At 59.4% G+C, this 20,027-nt stretch carries 21 protein-coding genes and 1 pseudogene; 19 read left to right on the forward strand and 3 right to left on the reverse strand.

Features of this window, described 5'->3' with window-relative positions:
• The 15 genes and pseudogenes from VJ651_RS01910 to motD all read left to right on the forward strand — a co-directional run.
• Positions 1–388, forward strand: a pseudogene (locus VJ651_RS01910) (methyl-accepting chemotaxis protein); the annotation flags it as partial.
• Between the two features lie 282 nt (positions 389–670).
• On the forward strand, positions 671–2,311 hold the full coding sequence (locus VJ651_RS01915) for a methyl-accepting chemotaxis protein (protein ID WP_324105802.1): 1,641 nt from the start codon (positions 671–673) through the stop codon (positions 2,309–2,311).
• A gap of 68 nt (positions 2,312–2,379) precedes the next feature.
• On the forward strand, positions 2,380–3,267 hold the full coding sequence (locus VJ651_RS01920) for a CheR family methyltransferase (protein WP_324105803.1): 888 nt from the start codon (positions 2,380–2,382) through the stop codon (positions 3,265–3,267).
• A 3-nt stretch (positions 3,268–3,270) separates the two neighbouring features.
• Complete coding sequence (gene cheD, locus VJ651_RS01925; protein ID WP_324105804.1) at positions 3,271–3,882, forward strand: chemoreceptor glutamine deamidase CheD; 612 nt, start codon at positions 3,271–3,273, stop codon at positions 3,880–3,882.
• A 68-nt stretch (positions 3,883–3,950) separates the two neighbouring features.
• Positions 3,951–5,027, forward strand: a complete 1,077-nt coding sequence (locus VJ651_RS01930) for a protein-glutamate methylesterase/protein-glutamine glutaminase (RefSeq protein ID WP_136416135.1) — start codon at positions 3,951–3,953, stop codon at positions 5,025–5,027.
• 170 nt (positions 5,028–5,197) lie between these two features.
• A complete protein-coding gene (cheY, locus tag VJ651_RS01935; RefSeq protein ID WP_136416137.1) occupies positions 5,198–5,596 on the forward strand; it encodes a chemotaxis response regulator CheY in 399 nt (132 codons plus the stop codon).
• 73 nt (positions 5,597–5,669) lie between these two features.
• Positions 5,670–6,242 (forward strand): protein phosphatase CheZ, encoded by a 573-nt coding sequence (gene cheZ / locus VJ651_RS01940; RefSeq protein WP_414691288.1) that lies wholly within the window; start codon positions 5,670–5,672, stop codon positions 6,240–6,242.
• A gap of 55 nt (positions 6,243–6,297) precedes the next feature.
• Positions 6,298–7,512 (forward strand): EAL and HDOD domain-containing protein, encoded by a 1,215-nt coding sequence (locus VJ651_RS01945; protein ID WP_324105806.1) that lies wholly within the window; start codon positions 6,298–6,300, stop codon positions 7,510–7,512.
• Positions 7,513–7,689: 177 nt separating this feature from the next.
• The gene (gene flhB / locus VJ651_RS01950; RefSeq protein ID WP_324105807.1) at positions 7,690–8,859 is read left to right on the forward strand and encodes a flagellar biosynthesis protein FlhB; all 1,170 of its coding nucleotides are present in this window, start codon (positions 7,690–7,692) and stop codon (positions 8,857–8,859) included.
• The gene (gene flhA / locus VJ651_RS01955; RefSeq protein WP_324105808.1) at positions 8,856–10,943 is read left to right on the forward strand and encodes a flagellar biosynthesis protein FlhA; all 2,088 of its coding nucleotides are present in this window, start codon (positions 8,856–8,858) and stop codon (positions 10,941–10,943) included. Before flhB ends, flhA begins: the two co-directional genes overlap by 4 nt.
• Positions 10,940–12,265 (forward strand): flagellar biosynthesis protein FlhF, encoded by a 1,326-nt coding sequence (gene flhF / locus VJ651_RS01960; RefSeq protein ID WP_324105809.1) that lies wholly within the window; start codon positions 10,940–10,942, stop codon positions 12,263–12,265. Before flhA ends, flhF begins: the two co-directional genes overlap by 4 nt.
• Positions 12,258–13,064 (forward strand): antiactivator of flagellar biosynthesis FleN protein, encoded by an 807-nt coding sequence (locus VJ651_RS01965; protein WP_324105810.1) that lies wholly within the window; start codon positions 12,258–12,260, stop codon positions 13,062–13,064. The genes flhF and VJ651_RS01965 overlap by 8 nt, the downstream gene beginning before the upstream one ends.
• 50 nt (positions 13,065–13,114) lie before the next feature.
• On the forward strand, positions 13,115–13,846 hold the full coding sequence (locus VJ651_RS01970; RefSeq protein ID WP_324105811.1) for an RNA polymerase sigma factor FliA: 732 nt from the start codon (positions 13,115–13,117) through the stop codon (positions 13,844–13,846).
• On the forward strand, positions 13,828–14,565 hold the full coding sequence (locus VJ651_RS01975; protein ID WP_324105812.1) for a flagellar motor protein: 738 nt from the start codon (positions 13,828–13,830) through the stop codon (positions 14,563–14,565). Before VJ651_RS01970 ends, VJ651_RS01975 begins: the two co-directional genes overlap by 19 nt.
• An 8-nt stretch (positions 14,566–14,573) precedes the next feature.
• Positions 14,574–15,350, forward strand: a complete 777-nt coding sequence (motD, locus tag VJ651_RS01980) for a flagellar motor protein MotD (protein ID WP_324105813.1) — start codon at positions 14,574–14,576, stop codon at positions 15,348–15,350.
• Positions 15,351–15,412: 62 nt separating this feature from the next.
• Here the strand turns inward: motD and VJ651_RS01985 are convergent, their stop codons facing one another.
• The 3 genes from VJ651_RS01985 to flgA all read right to left on the reverse strand — a co-directional run bounded on the left by VJ651_RS01985 (position 15,413) and on the right by flgA (position 17,028).
• Complete coding sequence (locus tag VJ651_RS01985; RefSeq protein ID WP_324105814.1) at positions 15,413–15,883, reverse strand: flagellar protein FlgN; 471 nt, start codon at positions 15,881–15,883, stop codon at positions 15,413–15,415.
• A gap of 5 nt (positions 15,884–15,888) precedes the next feature.
• Positions 15,889–16,194 carry a flagellar biosynthesis anti-sigma factor FlgM gene (gene flgM, locus VJ651_RS01990; RefSeq protein ID WP_324105815.1) on the reverse strand — a complete coding sequence of 102 codons (306 nt, stop codon included), beginning with the start codon at positions 16,192–16,194 and terminating at the stop codon, positions 15,889–15,891.
• Between the two features lie 132 nt (positions 16,195–16,326).
• Positions 16,327–17,028 (reverse strand): flagellar basal body P-ring formation chaperone FlgA, encoded by a 702-nt coding sequence (gene flgA, locus VJ651_RS01995; protein WP_324105816.1) that lies wholly within the window; start codon positions 17,026–17,028, stop codon positions 16,327–16,329.
• Positions 17,029–17,217: 189 nt separating this feature from the next.
• Between flgA and flgB the strand changes: the two genes are divergently transcribed.
• The 4 genes from flgB to flgE are packed head-to-tail and all read left to right on the forward strand — an operon-like array spanning position 17,218 to position 20,014.
• Complete coding sequence (gene flgB, locus VJ651_RS02000; RefSeq protein ID WP_324105817.1) at positions 17,218–17,631, forward strand: flagellar basal body rod protein FlgB; 414 nt, start codon at positions 17,218–17,220, stop codon at positions 17,629–17,631.
• Positions 17,632–17,633: 2 nt separating this feature from the next.
• On the forward strand, positions 17,634–18,038 hold the full coding sequence (gene flgC / locus VJ651_RS02005; protein ID WP_324105818.1) for a flagellar basal body rod protein FlgC: 405 nt from the start codon (positions 17,634–17,636) through the stop codon (positions 18,036–18,038).
• Positions 18,039–18,052: 14 nt separating this feature from the next.
• Positions 18,053–18,724 (forward strand): flagellar hook assembly protein FlgD, encoded by a 672-nt coding sequence (gene flgD / locus VJ651_RS02010; protein ID WP_324105819.1) that lies wholly within the window; start codon positions 18,053–18,055, stop codon positions 18,722–18,724.
• A 36-nt stretch (positions 18,725–18,760) separates the two neighbouring features.
• On the forward strand, positions 18,761–20,014 hold the full coding sequence (gene flgE, locus VJ651_RS02015) for a flagellar hook protein FlgE (RefSeq protein ID WP_324105820.1): 1,254 nt from the start codon (positions 18,761–18,763) through the stop codon (positions 20,012–20,014).
• Positions 20,015–20,027: the final 13 nt, after the last annotated feature.

The raw sequence follows: 20,027 nt of genomic DNA on the forward strand, positions 1-20,027 counted from the left end.
GGTCAAACATGTGGCCGACATCATGAACGAGATCAGTGCTGCCAGCCAGGAGCAGAGCGCCGGAATCGAGCAGGTCAATCTGGCGATCAACCAGATGGATGAAATGACGCAGCAGAACGCGGCGCTGGTGGAAGAGGCGGCCGCGACCGCAGAGAGCATGCAGCAGCAGTCGGTCACCCTCGCGCAGGCAGTGGCGGTATTCAAGTTGCAAGGCGGCGGTTTCACACTACAGCCTGCGTCTATCGAATCAAGCGCACACGCGCCGCAGCGCGCGGTCCCGGCCAAAGCCATGCCGAGGCAGCGTGCCAAACAGTTGCCGGCCGCGCCGAAGGCAATCGCAAAGGCCAAGGTGGCGACCAGCTCGGATGGCGATTGGGAGGAATTCTGATTTTCGACGCGGGGGCGATTCGCGTGCGCCGGATTTTCAGGAGAAAAGCGGAGGCGCGCTGCGGCGCGCCTTTTCTTTATGGCAAATGACGCGGTAATCATGTTCTGTTTTCCTCTTTGTTCGGGGTTGCGACTGCGCATAATCGAGGCGGCGTCTTCTTGCAGCATCGGTTCTGCAGCCTCAAGTTCGGCAGGCATGGCGTCGATAACAGAAGTGGATTAACCGAATTGCGGCCGGCGGGTTCCGCAGCGACGAGGCGGAATGGGATTCTTGGGAGGCCGAATGAAGACAATTGATAGAAAGTCACTTCGTTATGTGGTGGCGGGCCTCGTTGCGCTCGCTGCCGGCACCTTGTTCGCGGCCTTGCTCAACTGGGTTGCAGCCGCCGCGTTGGGCCCGATTGGCCTGGCCGCCATTGCATCTGCCGTGGCGGCTGTGGTCGCATTGGCAACTTGCCCGAATAACACGCGCGAACTGGCGCAAGCGGTTGAAAAGATCGGTCAGGAAGTCGACCACTTCATGATCGGCGCTGCCGAGACTTCCTACTTCGTCGATTTGATCAAGAAACGAGTCGATACGGATTTGCAGACGACAGAAGACATCGTTGGCAAGGCAGATCAGACTGCGCAAACTACCGAACAGATCGCCGCCAACGCGCAGCGGGCATCCAAGGTGGCGGCCGACGTGCGTACCGAAAGCGTTGCCGGGCGTGCCGAGGTCGATGAAGGGCTGCGACGCATCAATCATGCCCGCCAGGACGCACAAACTGCCTCGCAAATGATGAGCGCGTTGCAGGAGAAGGCACGCCGCATCCATGTGATCACCGAAGTGATCAATGAGATTGCTGCGCGCACCAATCTGCTTGCCTTGAATGCGGCGATCGAAGCAGCGCGTGCCGGCGAGCATGGTCGCGGCTTTGCCGTCGTGGCCGGCGAAGTACGACAACTGGCGCAACGCACCAAGTCCGCAACCGACGACATCGGCGTGATGGTGCGCGAGATCAATGAAGAGGCTGAGCGCGCCGCGGCGGGCATGACGGCCTTGACCGGCAAGGTGCTGGACGCTGCCCAGAATGTCGAAAAGGTCCACTCGCTGCTCGGCAGCATCGAACGCTCGGCAGGGGTGTCGGAAAACGAAGTGCTGCTGATTTCCGCCGCGTCGCGGGAACATGTGGAAACCACCCAACTGATCGCGGATGCGATCTCGCGCATCCGCGACGGCATGATGGCGACCGAGGACGAGCTGCCGCGCGCGGCGAACTCCGCCATGATGCTGTCGGAACGCGGCGAAGAACTTTTTGATGTGCTGTCGCATTCCCATGCGCGGACGGCGCATGACCACATACGGATCGCCGCCCAGCGTGGCGCAAGTGAGATCGGAAAGCTGTTTGAGACAGCGATTGCAAGTGGCCAGATCAGCGAGATGGCACTGTTCGATCGCACATACAAGCCGATTCCGAACACCAATCCGCTCAAGCATACGACGGCCTTCGATACATTTACCGACCGCGTGCTGCCTTCGATCCAGGAGCGCATCCTTGAAGAAATGCCGCAGTTGACTTATGCCGGGGCGGTGGATGATCATGGCTACTTCCCGACGCACAACAAGCGGTTCTCCAAGCCTCTGACCGGGGACTACGAAACCGACCTGGTGAACAACCGCACTAAGCGGATTTTCAATGACCGAACCGGTGAACGATGCGGTGCCAGCACCAATCCGTTCATGCTGCAGACCTACAAGCGCGATACCGGCGAGGTGATGCATGATTTGTCGGTGCCGATCTATGTAAACGGGCGGCACTGGGGCGCCTTCCGTGTTGGTTATCGATCCACTGCGACCCCGGAAACTGCGGCCGTGAACAAGTTGACGAAGCAGACGCCGGCACCGAGCAACAAAAAGCGCGGCCTCGTTACACATGGATAGGGTTGATGTCGATGCAGGTCGACAGTATTTTGAATTTGGACACGATCAATAGCGGAAAGAAGCCTGGAGTGACAACTACGGTACGACCAAACAAGCCGGATACAGTCAAGGAGTTCGAGTTCACGGCTCGCGACTTCAACAGGGTACGAGGCCTCATTTACAAGCGTGCCGGTATCGCACTCGCGGACAGCAAGCACGAGATGGTCTACAGCCGCCTGGCCCGCCGCCTGCGCGCGACCGGCGTGCGTTCCTTCGAACTCTATCTTGACACTCTGGAAAACAGGCCGGACAGCGAAGAATGGGAGGCGTTCACCAATGCGCTGACGACCAATCTGACATCGTTCTTTCGCGAAGCGCATCACTTCCCGATACTCGCCGAACACGTCAGCGCAAGGCCGCAACCGGTCACCGTGTGGTGCGCCGCCAGCTCGACCGGCGAGGAGCCGTATTCGATCGCGATGACCTTGTGCGAAGCACTCGGTCCGGCAGCGTCGCAATCGCATGTGATCGCAACGGATATCGACACCAATGTCCTCAATACCGCTGCCAGCGGCATTTATGGTTTGGACAGGCTGGACAAGATGTCCCCGGAGCGCGCCAGGCGTTTTTTCCTGCGTGGTAAAGGGCAGCAGGACGGGCTGGTGAGAGTGCGCCCCGAGTTGCGGCAGATGGTGACTTTCAAACAACTGAATCTGCTGTCCGACGACTGGCCGATCTCAGGACCCTTCGACGCAATCTTCTGCCGGAATGTCATGATCTATTTCGACAAGCCGACGCAAGGTAAAATTCTTTCGCGGTTTGCACCTTTGATGAAGCCGGATGCATTGCTGTTCGCCGGCCATTCCGAAAATTTTCTATATGTGTCCGATGCATTCAAGTTGCGAGGCAAGACGGTCTACGAGCTGGATCCGACCCATTCCGCGCATCGCATGGTCGCGCGCCGTGTCGAGAAATAATCTATGAGCTACGGTATCGAAGAGCAGTTTGCGACGAACGTCTATTACGATCGGACCTTCGATTGCGACGCCGCCAAGATTCTTCCCGGTGAGTACTACTTCACCTGCAAGGACATGATGATCGTGACGGTGCTCGGCTCCTGCGTCTCCGCCTGCATCCGGGATCGGGTGACCGGCATTGGCGGTATGAATCACTTCATGCTGCCGGATAGCGGCGGGGACATCGACAGCCCGGTATCGGCCTCGATGCGTTATGGTACCTATGCAATGGAGGTCTTGATCAACGACGTCCTGAAGGCCGGCGCAAGACGGGAAAACCTGGAGGCGAAGGTCTTCGGCGGCGGCAATGTGCTGCGCGGCTTTGTCGCGATCAATGTCGGCGAGCGCAACGCGCAATTTGTACGCGACTATCTGCGCGCCGAGAATATTCGCGTCGTCGCGGAAGACCTGAATGATGTCTACCCGCGCAAGGTTTACTTTTTTCCGCGGACCGGGAAGGTGCTGGTCAAAAAACTCAAGCAACTGAATAACAATACGCTGGTCAACCGCGAGCAGGATTACGCAAGTCGTCTCCAGACGACGCCGGTGGTTGGCGATATCGAGCTGTTCGGTTAAACCGCTTTGCACAACGGCCGGCAAGATGCCTGCGCAAAGGGTGGCGCCCGCAATGGAAAGCATGTGTCATGAAAATTAAAGTCCTGATTGTTGATGATTCGGCGCTGATTCGCAGCGTGATGAATGAGATCATCCGGCAGCAGCCGGATATGGAGGTCGTCGGCGTGGCGCCGGATCCGATCGTCGCGCGCGAGCTGATCAAGCAGACCAATCCCGATGTGCTTACGCTTGACGTTGAAATGCCGCGCATGGACGGTCTGGACTTCCTTGAGAAGTTGATGCGCTTGCGGCCGATGCCGGTGGTAATGGTGTCCTCGCTGACCGAACGCGGCTCGGAAATCACGCTGCGCGCGCTGGAATTGGGCGCGGTCGATTTCGTGACCAAGCCCAAGCTGTCGATCCAGAGCGGCATGCTGGAATACGCCGAGCTGATCACCGACAAGATCCGGGCCGCCGCCAAGGCGAGGGTCAAGCCGCGCACCATCGCGCATGCCGATCCGAACAGACCGCCTTCGGAAGGCCTGCCCTTGATCCGCAATCCGCTGACCAGTAGCGAGAAACTGATCATCATCGGCGCATCGACCGGCGGTACCGAGGCGATCAAGGAGTTCCTGGTGCAGATGCCGTCAGACTGCCCCGGTATCCTGATTACGCAGCACATGCCGGAAGGATTCACCCGCTCATTCGCCAAACGGCTGGACAGTCTGTGCAAGATCTCCGTGAAGGAAGCGGAGGGCGGCGAACGCGTTCTCCCCGGTCACGCGTTCATCGCGCCGGGTCACTCGCATCTGCTGCTGGCGCGCAGCGGCGCCAACTATGTGACCCAGCTCGATCAGGGGCCGCCGGTGAACCGGCACCGGCCTTCGGTCGATGTATTGTTCGATTCGGCTGCGCGATTCGCAGGCAAGAATGCTGTCGGTGTCATTCTGACGGGAATGGGCAAGGATGGCGCGGCAGGCATGCTGACGATGAAGAACGCGGGCGCCTATAACTTTGCGCAGGACGAAGCGAGTTGTGTTGTGTTCGGCATGCCGCGCGAGGCGATCGCAATCGGCGCGGCGCATGAGGTCGGCGCCCTGCACGCGCTGCCCGGCATGGTGCTCGGCTACCTTGCGGCGCATAGCAGTCGCGCACTGCGTGTCTGACGACGTTGCAAGAACGACCACACAGGCTTGTCGCAGCTTGTATTTGTCACGCCACTGACCGGGTTGTTTAGGTGCATAAAGAACAGTGGAAGGATTATACTTAGTACGCCGCTCGAATTCGCAGGTGAGCGGCCGGTCTATAACGTTTTATAGAATCAATGGAGCATTTCATGGCTGGTCCAAATACTAAATTCTTGGTGGTTGACGATTTTTCGACGATGCGTCGTATCGTTCGCAATCTGCTGAAAGAATTGGGCTACACAAACGTCGATGAGGCGGAAGATGGTGCCATGGCGCTTTCAAAACTCAGGAGCGAACAGTTCGATTTCGTCATCTCCGACTGGAACATGCCGGTGATGGATGGACTGACCATGCTTCAGCAGATCCGTGCCGACGCCGCCTTGTCCAAGTTGCCTGTCCTGATGGTGACGGCGGAAGCCAAGAAGGAAAACATCATCGCTGCGGCGCAAGCGGGAGCGAATGGATACGTGGTGAAGCCTTTTACCGCGGCTACCCTGGACGAGAAACTTTCAAAGATTTTTGAAAAGCTCGAAAAAGTAGGGGCCTGACGTGGACAAAGCGGTGACCCAGTCGAGGTCCACTGAGCTTGTGCAGGAGGAGGTGCTGGCGCGCGTCGGCCAGATGACGCGCCTGTTGCATGAAAACCTGCGCGGTCTGGGATTCGACAAGCTGCTCGCCAAGGCGGCACATGATATTCCCGACGCCAGGGACCGACTGGATTATGTCGCAAGAATGACCGAGCAGGCCGCGCAGCGCGTTCTGACGGCAACCGAAACGGCGAGCCCCCTGCAGGATCAAATCGTTTCCGGCTCCGACAAGCTCGAACAGGAATGGCGGGCACTGATGCAGTCGCCGTTCACCGAACTCCAATGCCGGGAGATGGTTGAGCGTACCATCGCGTATCTTGACGAAACGCGAAGCAACGCCACCGTCACCAGGCAGCAGTTGTTGGACATTATGATGGCGCAGGATTTTCAGGATCTGACCGGACAGGTTATCAAAAAGGTAACCGAGCTTGCGCATGGCATCGAACAGCAACTTGTTCAGTTGCTCATTGATTATGCACCGCCCGAAGTGCGGCGTGAGGCAGGGCAGGGTTTGCTGAACGGTCCGCAGATCAATCCCAATGCCAGTGCCGATGTGGTTGCCAATCAAGGGCAGGTGGACGACCTGCTGGAAAGCCTGGGCTTTTGACCGCCCGCCAATATCGACGACGATAATGTCGATCTACATCACCAGATAAGCGCAGATGCACGAAGATTACTTCATTGTCCGGGAGCCCTTGGTCAACACGCAGGAGCGCGTTATCGGCTTCGAGCTTTCCTGGCACAACACCACAGCGGGACGCCGCAAGCCAACCGATGTAGAAATCATTGCATTGGCACGTTTTGTCGCCGGACATCTCAACGATACCGAGGCGGGCGCCTTGCTGGGGGATCAAATCCTCTTCGTGGAGGCGACGCCGGAATTGCTTGCGCATGAAGCGCTTTGTGCCTTGCCGCCGAAGGGTACCGTGTTTTCCTTGCGCGGATCGGATGTGGCCTCGTCCGAGGCAATCACGGCAATTCAAGCCGCGCGCTCATTCGGATATGGCATATCGCTGCGGGACGCCGATCTGGGCGCGATCGACAAGAGTGTGCTGCAACACGTGTCGTATTTTGAGGCGCCGATCGGTTTGCCGGATTTTGCGGCGCAAGTACGTCTTCATCGCTCGCTCAATCTGATGTCGCTGCGCATGGTTGCGCGGCAGGTGGACAATTGGCAGGCGTACGATACTTGCGCCCAGCTGGGTTTGTATGCGTTTGTCGGCCATTTGCACCTGACGCTGCGGCCCAACAATTATTCGCGGGATATCAATCCGGCACAGGCCATGATCCTGCAGTTGATGGACATGGTGCGGAAAAACGTCGACGTCCGACAACTCGAAAACGTGCTGAAGCGCGATCCTGCCATATCGTACAAGCTGCTGCGGTATATCAACTCGGCCGGTTTCGGACTGGGGTGCGAGATTCAATCCTTGAAGCATGCCGTCACCATGCTCGGCTATTCGCCGCTCTATCGCTGGCTGGCGCTGCTGCTGGCAACGGCCACGTCGACCGGTTATTCGCCTGTTTTGATGCAGACGGCCGTGGTCCGCGGACGTTTTGCGGAGCTGCTCGGCCAGACCTTCCTGCCCAAGCATGAAGCGGAAAACCTGTTTGTGGCCGGCATGTTCTCCTTGCTCGACAAATTGCTCGGTGTTCCGATGGAGGACGTGCTGGAGAAGATCCAGTTGTCCGAGTCGGTCACGCAAGCGCTCCTGTCGCGCGAGGGTATTTACGGTCCCTTCCTGGCTCTGGCGGAAGCCTGTGAGCTGAACAGTCCCGAACTGGCGTCGATGGCCACGTCCTTGTGCATCGATGCCAGGCAGGTGAGCGACGCACAGATGGCTGCGCTCGCCTGGGCGCAGAGCCTCAGGCTGTAGCTTTCCGCTGCGGCGAAAATCTCCTTTCGGCACGGCCTGCCCCTCCGCATTTGCGAATAGCGGGGGGTTTTCTCTCCTATTCACGGGATCGTCTTCCTGCCATATCGCCAATAATCCTATCTATTAGCCCCCAATGTATCGGCGCATCCGCCGCACGGGGTGAAACAGGAGTCGGCGATGGCCGAAGACAGCGATCTCGAAAGAACAGAACCAGCGTCGCCCAGGAGACTGGAGCAGGCGCGTGAGGAAGGCGACGTTCCCCGCTCGCGGGAACTCGCTACCTGCACGGTTCTGCTCGCCGCGGGCCTCGGCTTCTGGTTTACGGGCGAAGGCCTGATCCGCCGTCTCAATCACATGCTCGCATCCGGCTTGAGCTTCGATCGCGAACAGGCATTCGATTTCAATCTCATGCTGATGCGCCTTGGCTTCAGCCTCGGCGATGTCGTGATCGGCCTTGCCCCGCTGGCCGGTATCCTGGTTCTGGTAGCGCTCGGTTCTCCATTGCTGATCGGCGGTTGGTTGTTCACCACCAAGTCGCTGCAGCCCAATTTCTCGCGCATGAATCCCCTGAGCGGTCTTGGCAATATGTTCTCGGTGCGCGCGCTGGTGGAATTGCTGAAGGCGATCGGCAAGGCGATCCTGGTCGGCACCGTCGCCTGGCTGGTCGTATCCTCGCAAATCGAATCCATGCTTGCACTGAGCGTCGAGCCGCTGGCCTCCGGCACTGCCCACCTTGCTCACTTGCTGCTGATCAGCTTTATTTCCATCGTCGCCAGCCTGGTCGTGATCGCATTGATCGACGCGCCGTACCAGATGTGGCAGTACGCCAACAAGCTGAAGATGACGCGCGAAGAAGTGCGCCAGGAAGCCAAGGAATCGGATGGCGATCCGCAAGTCAAGGCGCGCATCCGCCAGATGCAGCGCGAGATGGCGAAGCGCCGCATGATGTCCGAAGTGCCGAACGCCGATGTGGTCGTGACCAACCCGACTCACTATGCCGTGGCCCTCAAGTACACCGAAGGCAAGATGCGCGCGCCGACCGTGATCGCCAAGGGCGCCGATGAAGTCGCCGCCAAGATTCGCGAGATCGCGGCCGAGCACAAGGTCGCATTGCTGGAGGCACCGCCGCTGGCGCGTGCCCTGTATCGCCATACCGAGCTGGGCGATGAAATTCCGGCCGCCCTTTATACCGCAGTGGCTGAAGTGCTCGCCTACGTGTTCCAGTTGCGCGCTTACAGCAAGCACGGCGGCGTCCGTCCGGCGAAGCCGGAGCAACTGGAGGTGCCGCCCGAACTGGATCCGCTGAACACCGCGCAAACGCGGCCCGATAACGGATTGACGCAATGAATAACCTGACACTGCCCGCATGGCTGAGCGGTTCGTCGAGCAAGGCGCTCGCGGCGCCGATTCTCATCATCATGATGCTGGCAATGATGGTGCTGCCTTTGCCGGCATTCGTGCTCGACATGTTCTTCAGCTTCAATATCGCGCTGTCGATCATCGTGCTGCTCACCAGCCTGTACACGGTCAAGCCGCTGGACTTCATGGTGTTCCCGACCGTACTGTTGGTCAGCACCATGCTGCGCCTGTCGCTCAACGTCGCATCCACCCGCGTGGTGCTGACCGAAGGTCACACCGGTCCGGACGCCGCAGGCAAGGTGATCGAGGCCTTCGGACACTTCCTGATCGGCGGCAATTACACGGTCGGCATCGTGGTGTTCATCATCCTCACCATCATCAACTTCGTGGTTGTCACGAAGGGCGCAGGTCGTATCGCGGAAGTCGGTGCGCGCTTCGCCCTGGATGCGATGCCGGGCAAGCAGATGGCGATCGATGCCGACCTGAATGCCGGCATGATCGGTGAAGCGGAAGCGCGCCGCCGCCGCCAGGAAGTCGGACAGGAAGCCGAGTTCTACGGCGCGATGGACGGTGCGAGCAAGTATGTGCGCGGCGACGCGGTGGCCGGCATCATGGTCACCATCATCAATATCTTCGGCGGCCTGATTGTCGGCATGGTGCAGCACGACCTTGATTTCGGCATGGCGCTGAAGAACTACACGCTGCTCGCCATCGGCGACGGGCTGGTCGCGCAGATTCCTTCGCTGATCATCTCGACTGCCGCCGGTGTCGTGGTATCGCGCGTCGCAAGCGAACATGACATCGGCGGGCAGTTGGTCAACCAGTTGTTCGCCAAGCCGGAAGTCTTGTACATCACCGGCGGAATCATCGGCGGCATGGGCGTCATCCCGGGCATGCCGCATATCGCCTTCATCATGCTCGGCGGTGTCCTTGCAGGCGGTGCGTACATGCTGAAGAAGCGGGCCGAAAAGGCCGCGGAACCGCCGCCGCCCACACCCGAGGTTGCGATGACTGCACCCGAGGTGGAAGAAGCTACCTGGCAGGACGTGGTCCCGGTCGATACGCTGGGACTGGAAGTCGGATACCGCCTGATTTCCCTGGTCGATAAGGGCCAAAGCGGCGAGCTGCTGCGTCGTATCAAGGGCATCCGCAAGAAGTTCGCGCAGGAGGTCGGCTTTCTGTCGCCGTCCGTGCACATCCGCGACAATCTCGAGCTCAAGCCGACCGCCTATCGCATCACGCTCAAGGGCGTGGAAGTCGGCAGCGGCGAAGCCTATGTCGGGCAGTTCCTGGCGATCAATCCCGGCATGGTCAGCGGCAATCTACCCGGCACCGTGACCGCCGACCCGGCATTCGGACTGCCCGCGGTCTGGATCGACGCAGGCATGCGCGATCAGGCGCAGGCGATGGGCTATACCGTGGTCGATGCCGGCACCGTCATCGCCACGCATCTGAACCACTTGATCACGACGCATGCTTCCGAGCTGCTCGGCCGGCAGGAAGTGCAGCAGTTGCTTGACCATCTCAGCAAGGAATCGCCGAAGCTGGTGGAAGACCTGGTGCCCAAGCTGATCCCGCTGTCGACCTTGCAGAAAGTGTTACAGAACCTGTTGATGGAAGGTGTGCATATCCGCGACATGCGCACCATTATCGAGACCATGTCCGAATACGCGGCCCAGGTCCAGGATCCGAATGAACTGACGGCACTGGTGCGCATTGCGCTCGGCCGTGCGATCGTGCAGCAGATTTTCCCGGGAAGTCATGAGCTTTCCGTCATTACCCTGGACAGCCGCCTGGAACGCATCCTGATGCAGGCGATGCAATCGGGCGGACCGGACGGCGCCGGCATCGAGCCGGGCCTGGCGGACACGATCGTGACGCAAGCCGAACAGGCGACACGCCAGCAGGAGCAGATGGGGCTGACACCGGTGCTGCTGGTGCCCGGCCCGCTGCGCGCACTGCTGGCGCGCTTCCTGCGCCGCGCACTGCCGCAGCTCAAAGTGTTGTCGCACGCCGAACTTCCCGATTCCAAGACGATTAGAGTTACCAGCCTAGTTGGAGGCCAAGCATGAACGTAAGAAAATTCTCCGCAAAAACCTCGCGTGAGGCGTGGCGCCTGGTGCGCGACGCCCTCGGCCCGGATGCGGTGATCCTCTCCAACCGCACGATCAATGGCATGGTCGAGATTCTCGCGCTGGCGCCGGAAGACATGTCGGCGCTTGCCGAGCCTGTGATCGAAAAACCCGCAGTGTCGGACTCGACGCTCGCTGCCTTCGGCGCCAAACGCCAGGCCGAGCCGAATCCAGCGAACACACCTTCGGCATTCGGCGCCGGCCGGCCGATCGACAGCGACCAGGCATCCAACCTGGCCGACGCGCTTGCGTCCAGTCGCGGTGTAACTCAGCCGAAGGAGAAAGCGGCAGCGGAATTGACTGAAGTGATGTCGGAGTTGCGATCGATGCGCGGCATGCTGGAATCGCAATTGGCCGAAATCGCATGGAGCAGCCAGCAGAAACGCGAGCCGATCAAGGCATCGATCATGCGCGAAATGCTGTCGGCCGGTTTCAGCGCCAGCCTCGCGCGCTATCTGACGCAAAAGCTGCCGGCAGGCGAGAAACCGGAAAACGGCCTGAACTGGGTGAAATCGGTCCTCGCGCGCAACCTGAATGTGATCGGCAACGAGAACGAGATTCTGGAGAAGGGCGGTGTCTATGCGCTGGTTGGCCCGACCGGCGTCGGCAAGACCACGACAACGGCCAAGCTGGCGGCGCGCTGCGTGATGCGTCACGGTGCCGGCAAGCTCGCATTGATTACCACTGACGGCTATCGTATCGGCGGTTACGAACAACTGCGCATCTACGGCAAGATCCTCGGCGTGATGGTGCATTCGGTGAAGGACGAAACCGATCTGCGCATCGCACTGGATGAATTGAAGAACAAGCACACCGTCCTGATCGATACGGTCGGCATGGGGCAGCGCGACAAGATGGTGGCTGACCAGATCGCGATGCTGTCGGGTACCGACTGCAAGGTCAAGCGCCTGCTGTGCCTGTCGGCGACCTCGACCGGCGAAACGCTCAACGAAGTCGTGCGCTCGTATCAGGGCGATGGTCTGGCGGGCTGCATCATGACCAAGCTTGATGAGGCGGCGACGGTGGGAAATGTGCTCGACGTCATGATCCGCCAGAAGCTGAGCCTGTACTACGTGGCCAACGGCCAGCGCGTGCCGGAAGACTTGCATGTGCCGAACCAGCATTATCTGGTCGATCGCGCATTCAAGCTCAAGCGCGAAACTGCACCGTTCCAGTATCACGACGAGGAACTGCCGCTGGTGATCGCCACCACGGCACATGCCATGAATGATAAAAGTTTGCGCGAGGTGACACTTGGCTAGTTTCGATTTTGATCAGGCCGAAGGCCTGCGCCGGATGCTGGCCGGTCCGAAGCCGCGCGTATTTACCTTCCTGTCGGCTGCATCGCCGGAGGAAAAGGGCGCCATGCTGGTGAACCTCGGTGCATCGCTCGGACAAGCGGGCAGAGACGTGTTGCTGCTGGATGCCTGCCTTGGACAAGACGGCATCGCAACACGCCTGAAGGCGACGCGCGGTGCGAGTTTGATGCAAGTGGCACGCAATGAGCGTTCGCTTGACGATGTCATTCAGCTAATGCCGCAAGGGTTTGCTGTGGCGGCGCTGTCGCGCGGACCGAGCAGAATGGAGAAGGATTCGGAGCAGGCGCGTCGCCTGGAAGATGCCTTTGGCGTGCTGGCCAAGCGTGCCGACATCATGGTGGTGGATGCGGAACTGGACAAGGAGGACAACTTCGCGATCCCGGCGCTCACCAGCAGCGAGATCGTGGTGCAGGTGTCGAACAATCCGGCTTCGATCAAGAACGCCTATGCGATCATCAAGCGCGTCAACGGACGCCTGGGGCGGCGTCCTTTCAGTCTGCTGGTCACCGGAGCCAGCGAAAAGGAAGCGCAGGTCGTGTTCGAAAACATGGCGCAAGTCGCGAAACGTTATCTTGCTGTCAAGCTCAATTCGATGGGCTCTGTGCCTGCGGACGAGCACCTGAAACGCGCCATGCACTTGGGGCGTGCGGTGGTGGATGCCTTTCCGCTGGCAGGTGCCTCGGTGGCGTTCCGGAAATTAGCTGGCCGGGTCGTATTGTCTGAAGTCGCTACCGCGGGATAACATGGTGCGATTGCAACTACCGGTCGCCGCATGCAACCGGAAAAGACACTATGTACACCGTTAGCGGAAAATCCGACAAGAATCACCTGCTGGAGATGCATGTTCCGCTGGTGAAGAAGCTTGCGCATCAGATGAAGGCCAAGCTGCCGCCGAGCGTCGAGGTCGATGACCTGATCCAGGCGGGCATGATCGGCTTGCTGGACGCGATCAACCGTTATGAGGAAACGCACGGCGCGCAATTCGAAACCTATGCGGTGCAACGCATTCGCGGCGCCATGCTGGATGAACTGCGCAACAGCGACTGGCTGCCGCGCGGTATCCGTCAGAACATGCGCAAGATCGAAGAGGCGATGAACAAGCTGCAGCAGCGCCTCGGCCGTACGGCGAAGGAAGCCGAGATTGCGAAGGAACTGAAGGTCTCGCTTGAGGAATACCAGGACATGCTGAGCGAGGGCAGCGGCCACCAGCTGGTGTATTACGAAGATTTTCACGACAAGGACGAGAACGAACATTTCCTTGATCGTTACTGCGTCGATGAGTCGAGCGATCCGCTGAAGGCACTGATGCATACCGGTTTCCGCGAGGCGGTGATTCGCGCGATCGAGGCCTTGCCGGAACGTGAGAAGATCCTGATGGGGCTCTATTACGAACAGGAGATGAACCTGAAAGAGATCGGGGCAATCATGGGGGTGTCCGAGTCGCGCGTGTGCCAGTTGCACAGCCAGGCCATTGCACGCATGCGTGCGCGGCTCAAGGAGCAGGCATGGACTGGGCTAGCCTAGCCGGCCTGCTGCTCGCGGTCGCGGGCATCCTGTCGGGGCAGTTTCTCGAAGGCGGGCACATGGACTCGCTGGTGCAGCCGGCGGCATTCGTGATCGTCGTCGTCGGCACCATCGGCGCCGTGCTGCTGCAAAGCGGCTCCGTCAACTTCGTTCGCGGCATTGCGATGGCGCGCTGGATTTTTTTTCCGCCGGAGGACAAGAGCCGCACGCTGGTGCAGGACATCACCATGTGGAGCACGACCGCGCGCCGCGAAGGCTTGCTCAGCCTGGAGCGCTTTCTCGATGATGTGAAGGACGATTTCACCGCCAAGGGTTTGCGCATGATCATCGATGGCATCGACCCGTACAAGATTCGTGAAATCCTCGAAGTCGACATCTCGACCTACGAACGGCGCGAGCGGCACGGAGCGAAGGTCTGGGAGGCGGCCGGCGGGTATTCTCCGACCATCGGCATTCTCGGAGCGGTACTGGGATTGATTCACGTGATGGAAAACCTGACCGACCCTGGCAAGCTGGGTGGCGGCATCGCGGTCGCGTTTGTCGCGACGATCTACGGTGTCGGTCTGGCCAACCTGGTATTTCTTCCTGTCGCCAACAAGCTCAAGACCCTCATCTCCGACGAGGTGCGTCGGCGCGAAATGCTGACGGACGTGTTCTGCAGCGTGGCGAATGGCGATAATGCGCGCGTAGTCGAAGAGCGCCGGTTGGCATACAAATAGCCCGCACCATGGCGCGTAAAAAATACGACGAAGAGAGCGACAATCACGACCGCTGGCTGGTGTCGTATGCCGATTTCATCACTTTGCTGTTCGCCTTTTTCGTGGTGATGTATGCCTTGTCCTCGGTCAACGAGGGCAAGTATCGGGTACTGTCGAATTCACTCGTCAATGCATTCGGTGGAGTGCAGATGGCGCCCATCAAGGGAACGCCGCCGCCGGTGAGTCCCATTCTTCCGCGCAGCCTGCCGCCGGTAAGGCCGCGCAATGCCGAGGCATTGCGCAAGGAGAGGGAGCAGTTGACCGGCGTTGCGCGCGACATCCTCAAGGTCATGGCGCCGCTGGTCGAGCAGGGCAAGGTACGCGTTACGCAATCAGGCCGGGGCGTGTCTGTCGAGATCAATGCAAGCGTCTTGTTCGCGCCGGGTGACGCCCACCTCTCGGAGGCCAGCAGTCAGGCGCTGCGGGCAGTGGCAGCCGTCCTCAAGAATGACGACCATGCGATCCAGGTGGAGGGACATACCGATAGCGTGCCGATCCGGAATGCGCTGTTTCCCTCGAACTGGGAGTTGTCGGCCGTGCGCGCGTCGAGCGTGATACGGCTGTTCATCGATAGCGGCATCGACGAGGCACGCCTGACCGCGGTCGGACATGGGCCGACACAACCGGTGGGATCGAACGAGACGACGGAAGGGCGCATGCGCAACCGCCGGGTGGCGGTCATGATCCTGTCGAATTTGCCGGACCCGGCGACTGACGTGCCTGTGGAGGCACAGGGCAAGAAATAGAAAAAAATCAGGAAGTGCGCGCGATGCCGGCTGGATCACCGGCACGGGGAAGTTGCTTCTTGTCAGCCGACAACCAGTTTGCGGCTGGCGGCCTGCCCGGTGGATTGCCCGTTCGGGCCATACATGTTGCCGCCTTGCGGATTGCCTTGCAAAACGTTCAGTGCTGTCTGCGCGCGCGCCATGTGCTTGCCGATCAGCAGGCCGTTGACGCGATTCAGCTCTTTTACCTCTTTGGCCAGTTCCAGCAATGCATTCCATGCCTGAACAGCTGTCGGTGGCGCTGTTTTCAGCCATGTCTTCATGCCGGCTTCGCTGGCTTCGATTCCGGCAGCGGTCAAGCTGCGATGACGGCGTTGTGCCAGTTCGGTCATGCGTACCACGACCTTGTTCTTTTCCTCGGCAAGCCTGGCGAGCGCTTCGACATCGGCGTTGATGAGGACCGCTTGTTCCTCCTTGAGCAACTGCAGCAGAGCATTGCCCTCTTTGATTTCTTCGCCGAGATTGATCGCCGGGTTCTTGCCAGAGTTTTGCATTTTTGTTAAGCCTTGCGCGTGTGGATCAGGTCGTTGACCGTGTCCAGCAATCCATTCGCGACCTTCTCCGGGTCGACCTTGAATGTGCCGTTGGCGATCGCGGCCTTGATTTCTTCCACCTTGCTTGCGTCGAACACGCTATTGCCGCCGACTTGTGCCAGCGACTCCAGTTTCGACGAGATGTGGACACTATCCGATCCGGCCGGCGCCTTGCTGACGCTGCCTGCCTTGTCGGCGCTCTTTCCCGAGCGAGTTTGCGTCGTCTCGACGCCCAAGCCCGCGGTTTTCTTCAGCGAGTCATTGATTTTCACGGCATCTTCCTTGTCTTGTTAATGTCTGATTCATGTCCGGCCAACGGATTTTCGCATCTTGTCATGTTGTTTATCGACGCATTCTTCCGAAACTTTAGCATTGAATCCCGAAATCAGGAAAAAGCACGTGAATTAGTAGCTTACTTCAACAACGCCGCCCGCTTTTGCTACGCCGCTGACGACTTGGCCGGATGCGGTCCGAGCTTGCGCAACCTGGCCTTCAGCCGCGTTGTTCAGCGCGCGCGCCTCCGCGGAAACGCTAAAACCCGGGCCGCTGGAAACCAGTCGCACGGTTTGCCCTTGCTGAACCGCCTGCTGGCTTCTTAGCGCATCGTTGCGCAAGGGTGTGCCTGCAGACAATGAAACCACTGCTGTCCGACCGATCGCCTGCGACATCTCGGTAACGATGCCGGGCGGCAGTGCCGTGAGATCACCCTTGACCTTGGCAAGTTCGTTCGCGCTGATCAATTGGCCTTGCGCCAAGGGCGCCGCCGTCACAAGGTATTCGGAAATAACCTGCACGGTCGCCGAAACATAGATGGTCCATGGCGACGGCACCGAGCAGCGGATGCCGACGGTCGTCTTGCCCCAGAGTCGGCTGCCATGCGGCAGGAAGGGCTCGGGAGCGGCGCACGCAGGGAGGTAAGTTCGTGTATCGATTTGCCCGACGCTGACGTTGACCTGGCCTGGCAAGCCGTTTGTCTGCACTTGCAGGAATTGTTGAACTCGTTGACGCAAGGCTCCCACGTCTTGCTGGGGCGCGGCTGTCTGCGCGGCTGCGGCGTTTGCCAGCAGGCAGAGTGCAGCGAGCATTGCGTTGAAGGATGTTCTCATGGCGGGCAGAGCTTTGAATTCAGGCTCAATGTTAATGAGCGGGCTGTAAATCAAAAGCGCGAACAGGGGAGGGTTTTAGAGTCTTCTCTGCCGATCGTTGCGGCTACCGCCTTCGTATGATCGAGGCTATATCAATCTATCATCGGCTCGAGTTGTCAGAACTTCAACCGATGCCTTCCGGAGGTGGTCATGATCGGAAAACTTGACGAAGCGTTTCAGTTCCAGCAAACGGCGTTACGGGTTCGTGCTGAACGCCAGCAGGTTCTGGCATCGAATATTGCCAATGCGGACACGCCCAATTACAAGGCGCGCGACATGGATTTTAACAGCGCGCTGAAGCAGGCATTGGCAGGTGGTGTCCAGGCCGCGAGCCCATTGGCTACGACTTCTCCCGCGCACCTCGCCGGAACGGCAGCCGGTACGACACCAAGCGGCGCGCCGCTGCTGTATCGCACGGTGCGGCAAGGTAGTGTGGACGGCAATACGGTCGATATGGACATGGAGCGCAATCAGTTCACCGATAACGCGTTGCGTTACGAGGCTGGCGTCACCTTCGTCAGTACGCAGCTCAAAAATCTGCTTGCAGCGCTTCAGGGGCAATAATCATGTCGCTATTTAATATTTTCAACGTCGCCGGCTCGGCCATGAGCGCCCAGGGGCAACGACTCAATACCGTGGCCAGCAACATCGCCAACGCTGACAGCACGAGCAGTTCGACCGGCCAGGTTTACCGTGCCAAGCAAGTCGTGTTTCAAACTGTGCCGACCGCCGACCCGACCGCGAGCGGCGTCCAGGTGCAACAAGTCGTGGAAGACAAGTCGCCGCCGAAAATGGTGTATGACCCGAAGCATCCCCAGGCAGACGCGAATGGCTTCGTCACGATGCCAAACGTTAACGTGGTGGAGGAAATGGTCAATATGATTTCCGCGTCGCGGTCCTATCAGACCAATGTCGAAACCATGAATGCGGCAAAGACCATGCTGTTGAAGACGCTGACGCTCGGTCAATGAATAAGGAGCTCTGAATGACAACCGTGCAATCCAATACCGTTTCGTCCGATCTGATGTCGACGATGAACGGAACACGCAAGACTGCGGCGTCGACGGCACAGGAGGCGCAGGATCGCTTCATGACGCTTCTTGTTACGCAGATGAAGACGCAGGATCCATTGAATCCGCTCGACAACGCGCAGGTCACCAGCCAGCTCGCGCAGCTGTCGACCGTGACTGGCATCGACAAGCTCAATGCGACCTTGCAGGCACTGCAGGGAAGCTATCAATCCAGTCAGTCGCTGCAGGCGGCCAACATGATCGGGCATGGCGTTCTGGTGCCCGGATCGAATGTCGATCTCGCTGAAGGGCGCGCCGTATTCGGCATGCAACTGGCTGATGCGGCGGATAACGTCACGGTCACCATACGCGATGGTGCCGGTCATGCCGTGCATACGATGGATCTGGGTGCGCGGGAGGCCGGTACCGTTCCTCTGGTATGGGATGGCGCAACCGACAGCGGCGCGGCGGCGACGGACGGCAGATACACCTTTGAAGTTGCGGCGACGCGTGGCGGGCAGCGCTCGAGCGCGACCGCGTTGTCATTCGGTCAGGTTTCAAGCGTAACAACCGGCGCGCAAGGCGTCAGCCTGAATGTGCCCGGCGTGGGCAGTGTCAGTTTGAACGATATTCGCCAAATTCTTTAAGTCGATTGCATAAACCCGGAAAGCAGGGAGAGAAAAATGAGTTTTCAACAAGGTCTGAGCGGTCTCAATGGCGCGTCGAAGCAACTGGAAACAATCGGCAATAACATTGCGAACGCCAACACTGTCGGCTTCAAGGCGGCCACGACGCAGTTTGCCGATGTCTATGCGAATTCATTGAGTGGAACTTCCGGCCTGGGGACGGCGGGTATCGGTACGCGCGTTTCGCAGATAGCGCAGCAGTTCAGTCAGGGCAATGTAACGGCTTCCAATAATGCGCTTGATATGGCGATCAATGGCGGCGGCTTTTTCCGCCTGACGAACGGCGGCGCCGTAAGCTACGCCCGCAATGGCCAATTCCAGCTCGACAAGAACGGTTTTATCGTGAGCCCCTCCGGAGGACACCTCACCGGCTTCGGGGTCGACTCGCAAGGGCGGATCGCCACCGGCAGCGCGACCGATCTGCAGATTACAACGGCGGACCTTCCGCCGAAGACGTCGACGGAAATTGATGCGCAGTTGAACCTTGATGGGCGATCGACACCGATCACCGCGGCATTCGATGCGACCGATCCGACGACCTACCATAATGGGACCTCGGCGACGGTTTATGACAGCCAGGGTAATCCGCATGTCGTTCAGACCTATTACGTGAAGACGTCCGCCAATACATGGAATGTCTATGCCGCCTGCGATACGGCAACCTCGGTTAATGGCAGCGCGACTCCGCCCGGACTCGTGGGAACGTTCACCTTCACGTCCGCCGGTCAAATCGTCGCGCCGTCCTCTGCTTCAATAGCACTGGATTTGCCTAACCCGCCGGCGGCTAGTCCGACGAACGGCGCGGCGGACTTCACTGTGACCTTGAACTTGAACGGAACGACGCAATTCGGTTCGACCTTCAGTGTGAATTCTCTGGTGCAGGATGGCTATGCCTCCGGCCGCCTTTCCGGCTTTGCCATCGGCAACGATGGCGTCATCACCGGTCGCTATACCAACGGCAAGACATCGACGCTCGGGCAAGTCGTGCTGGCGAATTTCAGAAATCCGAATGGCCTGCAACCGCTGGGCAACAATCAGTGGGCGGAAACGGCCGGTTCCGGCGAAGCGCTGGTCGGTGTGCCGGATTCCGGCAGCCTGGGCCTGATCCAGGCATCGGCAACGGAAGACTCGAATGTCGACATGACGGCGGAGCTGGTGAACATGATCACCGCGCAGCGCGTCTTCCAGGCGAATGCACAGACCATCAAGACGCAGGATCAGATTCTGCAGACGCTCGTGAATCTGAGGTAATGATTGTTGAAGA

The sequence above is a fragment of the Noviherbaspirillum sp. genome (assembly GCF_035254865.1).
Taxonomy (GTDB): domain Bacteria; phylum Pseudomonadota; class Gammaproteobacteria; order Burkholderiales; family Burkholderiaceae_D; genus Noviherbaspirillum.